The organism is Pseudomonas protegens (assembly GCF_003732485.1).
GTDB classification, from domain to species: domain Bacteria; phylum Pseudomonadota; class Gammaproteobacteria; order Pseudomonadales; family Pseudomonadaceae; genus Aquipseudomonas; species Aquipseudomonas protegens_B.
Genome location: NZ_MOAK01000045.1, coordinates 34,787 through 43,427 on the forward strand (window position 1 = coordinate 34,787; position 8,641 = coordinate 43,427).

9 protein-coding genes are annotated in these 8,641 nt (G+C 66.0%); all 9 read right to left on the reverse strand.

Annotated elements, in window-relative coordinates; genetic code table 11:
- Positions 1–382 (reverse strand): acyl-CoA dehydrogenase family protein (locus BLX41_RS35070; RefSeq protein ID WP_259744689.1); only part of this gene is annotated, 382 nt, incomplete at its 3' end.
- A 10-nt stretch (positions 383–392) separates the two neighbouring features.
- Positions 393–1,148, reverse strand: a complete 756-nt coding sequence (locus tag BLX41_RS11085) for an enoyl-CoA hydratase family protein (protein ID WP_072452578.1) — start codon at positions 1,146–1,148, stop codon at positions 393–395.
- 11 nt (positions 1,149–1,159) lie between these two features.
- Positions 1,160–2,227, reverse strand: a complete 1,068-nt coding sequence (locus BLX41_RS11090; protein ID WP_123724908.1) for an NAD(P)H-dependent flavin oxidoreductase — start codon at positions 2,225–2,227, stop codon at positions 1,160–1,162.
- A gap of 2 nt (positions 2,228–2,229) precedes the next feature.
- Positions 2,230–3,099, reverse strand: coding sequence for an enoyl-CoA hydratase (locus BLX41_RS11095; protein WP_123724909.1), 870 nt, complete (start codon positions 3,097–3,099; stop codon positions 2,230–2,232).
- Between the two features lie 27 nt (positions 3,100–3,126).
- The gene (locus BLX41_RS11100) at positions 3,127–3,924 is read right to left on the reverse strand and encodes a CoA-transferase subunit beta (RefSeq protein ID WP_123724910.1); all 798 of its coding nucleotides are present in this window, start codon (positions 3,922–3,924) and stop codon (positions 3,127–3,129) included.
- 12 nt (positions 3,925–3,936) lie between these two features.
- A complete protein-coding gene (locus BLX41_RS11105; protein WP_072452570.1) occupies positions 3,937–4,824 on the reverse strand; it encodes a CoA transferase subunit A in 888 nt (295 codons plus the stop codon).
- Positions 4,821–5,726, reverse strand: coding sequence for a VOC family protein (locus tag BLX41_RS11110; RefSeq protein WP_072452569.1), 906 nt, complete (start codon positions 5,724–5,726; stop codon positions 4,821–4,823). Before BLX41_RS11110 ends, BLX41_RS11105 begins: the two co-directional genes overlap by 4 nt.
- Positions 5,727–5,936: 210 nt before the next feature.
- Positions 5,937–7,058, reverse strand: coding sequence for an LLM class flavin-dependent oxidoreductase (locus tag BLX41_RS11115; protein WP_123724911.1), 1,122 nt, complete (start codon positions 7,056–7,058; stop codon positions 5,937–5,939).
- A gap of 122 nt (positions 7,059–7,180) precedes the next feature.
- The gene (locus tag BLX41_RS11120; RefSeq protein ID WP_123724912.1) at positions 7,181–8,365 is read right to left on the reverse strand and encodes an acyl-CoA dehydrogenase family protein; all 1,185 of its coding nucleotides are present in this window, start codon (positions 8,363–8,365) and stop codon (positions 7,181–7,183) included.
- Positions 8,366–8,641: the final 276 nt, after the last annotated feature.

Below are 8,641 nucleotides of genomic sequence, written 5' to 3' on the forward strand. Positions count from 1 at the left end.
ACCAGGCCTGGGCCCAGATCTGCTCGCCTGTGGCCATGGCCGGCAGGAAGCGCATTTTCTGCTCTTCGCTGCCGAACTCCATCAGGGTCGGACCGAGGAGGAAGATACCGTTCTGGTTGACCCGCGCCGGAGCCCCCGCGCGGTAATACTCCTCTTCGAAGATCAGCCACTGGATCAGGTCGCAGCCGCGTCCGCCCATCTCCCGGGGCCAGGTGACCATGCCCCAGCGCCCCTGGTTGAGCCTGGCCTCCCAGGCCCGGTGCTGGGCAAAGCCCTGTTCGGTGTCGAAGGAAGCCAGCGGCTGGTCGGGCACGTTGGCCTCCAGCCAGGCCCGGGCCTCGGCCCGCAGCGCCTGCTGCGCGGGGGTGTAGTTCAGATTCATGCAAGTGCCTTCAGCCGTTGAAGTGAGCAGCGCGCTTCTCGACGAACGAGTCACGGGCTTCCTGGGAGTCCAGCGAGCGATAGGCTTCGAGGGTCAAGCCTTGCTCACGGCGGTATTTGTCTTCGAGGTCGCCATCCTCGATGGCATTCAAGGCTTCCTTGGCCAGGGCGATCATGGCCGGGCTCTTGGCGGCGATGGTCCGGGCCACCTCCAGGGCCGCCGCGCGCAGTTCCTCGCGCTTGACCACCCGCTCCACCGCCCCCAGGCGCCAGGCCTCGGCGGCGTCGATCATCTGTCCGGTGAAGTACATGTGGCGCACCTTCTGCAACGGAAACAACCGTTGCAGGTGCGCGCCGCCGCCCATGGCCCCGCGGTCCACCTCCGGCACGCCGAAGCGCGCACAGTCGGCGGCCAGCACCAGGTCAGCGGCGCCGCAGATGCCGATGCCGCCGCCCAGGACAAAGCCATGGACCGCGACAATCACCGGCTTGGGGTTGCGGTGAATGGCCTTGAAGGTGTCGTAGTTGCCCTTGTTCACCGCCACGATCAGGTCGCTGTCGGCAGCCAGCTCCTTGATGTCGACCCCGGCGCAGAAGCCCCGGCCCTCGGCCCGGATCAGAATCACCCGGACTTCGGGGGCCTGGCCCAGCCGCTGGATTTCCCGGGCGATGTCGGCCCAGCCCTGGCAGTTGAAGGCATTCACCGGGGGCCGGTCGAACACCAGCTCGGCGATGCCGTTTTCGATACTCACTTTGAATGCTTGCATGGGGGGCTCCTTCACGAGAGACGGCGGCACAGGTCCTCCAGGCGCGCTTGCGCGTCCTGGACGATCTGCTCGATCAATTCGGCGCAGCCGGGCAGGCTGTCGATGCTGGCGGCGACCTGACCGGCCGGCAGCACACCCTCGGCCGGAAGGCCTTCAACCATGGCTTTCTGGATCACCATCGGTGCATTGGCAGCCATCAGGCTCTGGGCCAGGGTCAGGCCGCCGCCCCGCTGCTGGTTCAAGGCCGCCAGCAACAGTTGGACCAGGCTCAGACCACTGTGCCGGCGGTAGGCCAGCCCGCTTCCCAGGGCCAGCCACAGGCGGCGCAAGGCTCCACCGGTTTCCAGGCGCTGGAGCAATTCGTTGCGGATCATCCGCTGCGGCATGCCGTCGACGGCCCGGCTGACGATGATCTGCGCCGGGTCGCTGACCGCCAGGTAACGCGCCAGGGTCGCCGCGGGCACCGGGCTGTCGGCGCTCATCAGAAAGCGCGTGCCCATGGCGATGCCCGCCGCCCCCTGGGCCAGGGCGGCCACCAAGCCGGCGCCGTCCTTGAACCCTCCAGCCGCCACCACCGGCACCGGCACCGCGGCCAGCACCTGACTCAGCAACTGCGAGGTCGGCACCGTGCCGGTGTGCCCGCCGCCCTCGGCGCCTTGCACCACTACCGCGTCGGCGCCCATGGCCACCGCCTTCTGCGCGTGCTTGAGCGCGCCCACCGTGGGAATGCAGACCACCCCGGCGTCCTTGAGCCGGGCAATCATCTGCTGGCCCGGCGAACGGCTGTAGCTCACCGCGCGCACCCGGTGCTTGAGCACCAGTTCGACAATCTGCGGTGCATTGGCCTGGTACAGATGGAAGTTGACCCCGAACGGCTGCGCCGTCAGACGTCGGGTTTCGAGGATTGCCGCCTCCATCTGCTGCGGCTCGATGGTGGCCCCGGCGAGAAAGCCGAAGCCGCCAGCATTGCCGGTGGCCGCCACCAACCTGGGGTCGGCGACCCAGCCCATGGCGGTCTGGATGATCGGGTAGCGGCAACCGAGCAGTTCGGTCAGCGGCGTATCGAGGGCAATCGCCATGTTCAGGCACCCTCGCGGCGCTGGGAACGGGCCATGGCCCGAGCGTCGTAACCCCCCAGTCGGTCGCCGGAGACCAGTTCGTTGTGGGCATGGGCAAAGTGATGCAGGCCGAAAGCCATGTCCATGCTGGAACGCTTGCCCATCAGGTCCTCGGCGTTGTTCACCGCCTGTTTGCTCAGTTGCAGGCCCAGGCGCGGCATCTGCGCGATGCGCCCGGCGATGTCCAGGGTTTCGCGCTCCAGCTCGGCACGCGGCACCACTCGGTTGAGCATGCCCATCTGCAGCGCCCGAGCCGCTGGCATGCGTTCGCCGAGGAACAGGAACTCCTTGGCGATGCGGGCATTGAGCTCATGCACATGGGCGAAATACTCGACCCCGGGAATGCCCATGCGCACCACCGGGTCGGCGAAGTAGGCGTCGTCGCTGGCGATGATCAGGTCGCAGACCCAGGCCAGCATCAATCCGCCGGCAATGCACGCCCCCTGGACCATGGCGATGGTCGGCTTGGGCATCTCCCGCCAGCGTCGGCACATGCCCAGGTAGACCTCCTGCTCCCGGGCATAGAGAAACTCGCCACCGGGCTTGTCGACATGGTCGTACCACAGGCTGGCACGCTCGAAGCTCTGGTCGACGTCGCGGCCCGGGGTGCCGATGTCGTGGCCGCTGGAGAAATGCTTGCCGGCGCCGCGCAGCACGATGACCTTGACCCCGTCGTCGTCACAAGCCCGGCGAAAGGCTGCGTCCAGGGCGTAGGTCATGCGCGAATTCTGCGCGTTGTGGTACTCCGGGCGGTTCAGGGTGACCAGGGCCACTGCCTCGCGCACTTCGTACAGCACCACCGGCTCCGGGTTCTTATCGTTGTGTTCAGGCATTGCTTGGCTCTCCGAAACGGGGTCCGCTCAGCCGACGCTGCGCAGCCCCGGCGGGTTGTCTTTGAGTTGCAGGGCCCGCAGGTTGTGCGGATCAAGGCGCTGGATCAGTTGCAACTGCTCAAGGGTCGGTGCCGCCGTGGTCGGGCAATGCTGCGGCACATGCAGGGTAAAGCCGGTGTTGTCCTGCACCTGGGCAAGGCTCACCCCGGGGTGCAGCGAACGCACGCGCATCTGCCGCTGCGGGCCCTGGAAATCGAGGACGCAGAGGTCGCTGACGATCAGGCGCAGGTCGATGTCGTCCAGGGACCAGCCCCGGGCCAGGCGCGCCGGGTTGTAGCCGACCGAAGCCACCACATCCACCTCGCCTTCGACGAACACCCGACGGTTGTGGCTGGTCACGCAAAACGAGTTGGCGTGGCTGATGGAGTTGCCGGGAAAACCGCGCACCCCGAGCATCTGTGCCTTGGGCCGGGCGTAGTCGCCAATGCAGGAAATATTGCCCTGGCCGAAACGATCGATCTGCGACGGGCCGACCATGGCGTGGCGCCGCCCGCCCCAGAGGTTGTCGAAGATCCGCGAAAAGCCCATCCAGGCATCGCGCTTGGGCTGGTAGCCATCACGCGGGCCAAGGGGCACCGGCTCGGCCACCAGCCAGGCTTCGGAGTCGGTCATCAGCAACTGGCGGTTGCAACTGAGCATGGCCAGGGAAGCGGCCAGCCGCGGGATCACCCCGATCCCGGTGGCGAGGACGTCACCGTCCTCGGCGAAGGCTTCAGAGGCCGCGCAGATCATCAGTTCGGCGAGACTGTAAGTGCTGCTGTTCATGGCGAGGCTTCCTTAGAAAATCGGCAACGGCAGTTGGCGGATGGCCTTCAGGCCGCCGACCTTGTCCAGGTAGTCCTGATGGCTGCAGTCGACGTACTCGCGGCGGTACTCCTGCCAGCCATCGGCACGCTGCGCCGAGGCGTTGTAGGTATTGAAATGCGCGACATCGAAGCCATACAGCGGTGCACAGGAAGACGGGTGCGCACCACCGGGCACATGGGCCACGGCGCTGGTCAGGTTGGGCTCCCAGAACACCTGTCGGGCCTGCCCCGGATCGCTGTGCAGGGTGTCGCGCTCCAGCAGCTCGTCGCAGGTCACGTAGGTACGGGCCGCAGCGCGCACCAGCAGGTCATCCATGTAGTGGTCCGGTCCGCCGATCTGGCACAGCCCTCGGCTGTCGGCACGGTCGACATGGATCAGCGCCGCATCCAGCTTCAGCGCCGGCATCGCCACCCAGTCCCGGGCGTCGGCGTAGGGCGAGGCGATCAGCTTGATCTCGGGGTTGTGGCGCAACACATCGGTGCCCAGGCCCGCTGCCGTGGGCAGGAACGGCACGCGCATCGCTGCCGCCCGCAGCCCCAGCAACAGCATGCCCTCGTCGATTTCCATGACCTGCAACTCGCCCTGCTGGCGAGCCTTGCGGAAGTAAGGCTCCAGCGCAATGAAATCCAGGGAGACAAAGGCGAACACCAGCTTGCGGATCTTGCCGGCGGCGCACAGCATGCCGACGTCGGCACCGCCATAGGCGACCACCGTCAGGTCCTTGAGGTCCGAACGCAGGATCTCGCGGATCAGTGCCATGGGCTTGCGCCGCGGCCCCCAGCCGCCGATGCCCAGGGTCATGCCATCGCGCAACTGAGCGACCATCTGCGCGGTGCTCAGGGTCTTGTCCTGGCTCATTGTGCTTGCTCCCGGCCGACGCTGAAGTCATGGCCCCAATGGCTGACCACCGTGCTCTCGAACGGCGTGTGTTGCTGCCAGTCCACCACCAGGCCGTCGCAGCCGTATTCCAGGTCAAAGCCCGATGGGGTCTTGATGTAGAAGGAAATCATCTGATCGTTGGTGTGCTGGCCCAGGGTCGCGGAAAGCTTCACCCCGTGGGCGTGGACCCGATCCAGGGCGCGACCGACTTCGTCCAGCCCCTGGACCTCCACCATCAGGTGCACGCAGCCATGGGGCATGGGGCATTCGAAGATCGCCAGGGAATGGTGGCGGGCGTTGTTGCAGTGCAGAAAGTGCAAAGCCTTTTGCGGCTCGGCCGGGTCGGGGGTGAAACGCACCTTCATCAGGTCGGAAAGGCCAAACCCCATGACCTGCTCATAGAACTCGCGGCAGCGCTCGAAGCTCGGCGCCGGCAGCACCACATGGCCCATGCCCAGGTCGTTGGTGACAAACCCCTTGAGCCCCACCGGCGAGACGAACCGGGCGAAATCCTGGCGCGGTCCCCAGAACACTTCATGGCGGTTGCCATCGGGGTCGAGAAAATGCGCCAGCTCCTGGACCTTGCGCTCCTCGGCCTGCGCGGCGCTGCCACGGTGCGCCGTCACCCCGTGCTGTTGCAACTGCGCCAGGGCCTGCTCGAAGGCATCCTTGCCGGCCACTTCCCAGCCGCAGGCGCCGAAGCCGTCCTCGTTACTGTGCTGGACCAGGATCCGGTAGGGCCGGTCGTCCATCTTCAGGTACAAGTGCTGCTCATCAGCCCCCGGCACGACCATCATCCCCAGCACCTGGCTGGCGTAATGGCGCCACTGCGACAGGTCCCGTGACCGCAAGGTGACGTAGCCCAACCCGCGAATATCCATGCAAGCACTCCTCGTTCAGCTCAACCCGTCCTCCTGGCAAGGAGGCCTTATGCAGCAGGATTTAATCGCCTGAGCGCGGCCCCGGCATCGTCCAATGGGACTAGCGCATCTGTGTGCCGACAGCGGCCGGAAATGCCCCGACGCAAAAGCAAAAAAGCCGCTTTGCCCTTACGGCAAAGCGGCGTGGCCAAAGGCTTGCAGCGCTAAGAGTCAGGCCTTGCGGAAATGCGGAATGACCTTCTCGCCGATATTGCGCAGGGTCTCCAACTGCGCCCATTGCGGCACGGTGCCCATCTGGCAGATGAACAGGATCTCGTCGGCGCCGGCATCCACCAGGCGCTGCACATAGCCGATGCAGTCCTCCACGGTGCCGTAGGCGTGGTTGGGGTTCATCATGGCCATGGTCGGATCGGAGAAATCCACGCTGACCTCCTCGGAGGCAAAACGCGACTTGATCACGCTCTGGCCACTGCCGTCGACGTAGGTATCGTCCTGCCACTTCGCCGGGTCCGGGCGCTCGCCGCCGCCGTACCAGTAGCCCAGGGATTCCATGAAATAGCGCTGGCCGCGAATGCCAATGCGCCGCGCCTCCAGGTTGTCATCGAGGACGATCGCCGGGCACAGCGCGGCGATGTGCCGGTTGGGCCGGAAGCCCACCTGCTGGCGAGGGTCGCGGCTGTCCCAGGCCTGGTGATAGACCTCGACCTTCTTGGCGATTTCCTCGGGGCCACCAAAGCCCAGCACCAGGGCGCCCATGCCCCGGCCGCCGGCGTTCTTCAGCGATTCGGTGTTAGTGCAGGCCAGGTACATCGGCGGGTGCGGGTCCTGGTAGGGCTTGGGGTGGATCGGCCGCTTGGGGATCTGCACAAAGTCGCCGTGGTGCTCGATTTCGTCCTGGACGAAGATTTTCGGGATCAGGTACATGGCCTCGTCGATCTGCGGTTGCAGGGTCGCCAGGTCGTAGCCGAAGGTCCCGGCCTCCTGCTGCGTGCCGCCCTTGCCCACGCCAAAATGCACCCGGCCCTTGGACAGCAGGTCGAGGGTAGCGATGCGCTCGGCGACCTTGACCGGGTGGTTCATCGCCGGCGGCAGGCAGACCACGCCGTGACCGATGCCGATGCGCTCGGTCTTGCCGGCGACAAAGGCCAGCACGGTTTCCGGGGCGGACATGTGCGAATAGTTGGTCAGCGCCGTGTGCTCGACACACCAGAACGTGTCGAACCCCAACTGGTCGGCGAGCACGGCCTGCTCGACGGTTTCTTCGAAGACCTGCCGATCGCCGGCACGGCTGGCGTCCAGGGTCTGGGCTTCATAAATCAGGGAAAATTTCATGCTCGATCCTTGTGGTCGTAAAAAGCAGGCCCGGCGTGCTGCTCGCGCCTTGGCCTGCATGCTCGGGCAAAGCCCGGCCGGCGGAATCACGCAAACGGACTAGGGCTGTCGAGGCTTGCCGCCTAGAGGAAAAAGTCGCTGCTGTCCTGGCCCATGGCGACGCTGCCCAGGTTCCAGGCGTACTTCGCCGGATGGTTGGCGACGTGGGCACGGCCGGTATGGATGTCGCGGAAGGCGCGGTTGATCCCGTGCCCGCGAAAGATCGTCGAGGCGCCGCTGTTGAACATCAGGTCGGTCACCGCCGTGGCGCACTTTTGCACCACCAGCGACGAGTCGTAGCGCATCTTCACCCGCTCCTGCATGCCCAGTGGCGTACCCTCCCGGGCCCGTTGCAGCATCAACTCGAAGTTGCTCAGCAGCACCGTCCGGCATTCGTCGACACATACCATGGCGTTGGCCAGGGCCGACTGGGCCGCTGGGTCCTGGACCATCTTGCGACCGTCATTGACCCCCACCCGAGCCCGGTTATGGGCAATGAACTGCGCGACCGCTCCTTGCAGGGCACCGATGGCCGAGGAGGACACTGCGCGCACGAAGATCTGCCCGAACGGCAGGCGGTACAGCGGGGCATCGTTGACCGCGTTGCCCGGGCTGTCCTGCATGAACCCGTCGAGGGCACGATGGGTGCGGTACTCGGGAACGAAGGCGTTCTCCACCAGGATGTCGTGGGAACCGGTGGCCGCAAGGCCCATGACGTCCCAGTTGTCGAGGATCTGGTAGTCCTGGCGCGGCACCAGGAAGGTCCGGTAGTCCGGCGCGCCGCCGGGTTCCGCGGCCGGCACCATGGCGCCGAGGAACACCCAGTCACAGTGCTTGCAGCCCGATGAGAAGCCCCAGCGGCCGCTCAGGGTGAAACCACCCTCGGTACGCGCCACCCGTCCCACCGGCATATAGGAAGAGGAAATCAGTACGCTGCTGTCCTCGCCCCACACGTCCCGGGCCGCGCGGTCATCGAACAGCGCCAGTTGCCAGTTGTGGATCGCGACCACCCCCAGCACCCAGGCCGACGACATGCAGCCCTCGGCGAGGGTCATCTGCACCCGGAAGAAATCGTTCGGCTCCAGTTCGTAACCGCCCCAGCGTGCCGGTTGCAGAATGCGAAAGAACCCGGCCTGCTGAAAATCGTTCAGGGTCTGGTCCGGCAAGCAGCCGAGCCGCTCGGCCTCGGCCGCTCGTTCGCGCAGGACCGGCACCAGTTCCTCGGCCTGTTGGTAGAGACGCTGGCGAAGCACATCGTGGTTGAGCATCAGGTCGTTCTCCTTGGGAACCCCGTCCGCCGGGGCGCGCGTGCTACGGCGGGCAACCGCCTGTTGCGGCGCATTCAAACAACCGTCCGCCCCCCCGGCATCCCTCAAACGGACCATGTGCCCGGGCTGGCGGATTTCCTCCGGGGTCAGGGCCCGTTGCTGTTTGGCGACAGGCCCTAGTCCCCTTGGACGATGTTGGCCCCCTGCCCCGTTGCCAGAATTCATCGCACTCCATGCACCACGAACGAGGGCTGTGCGATGAAAGACGTCAATCTG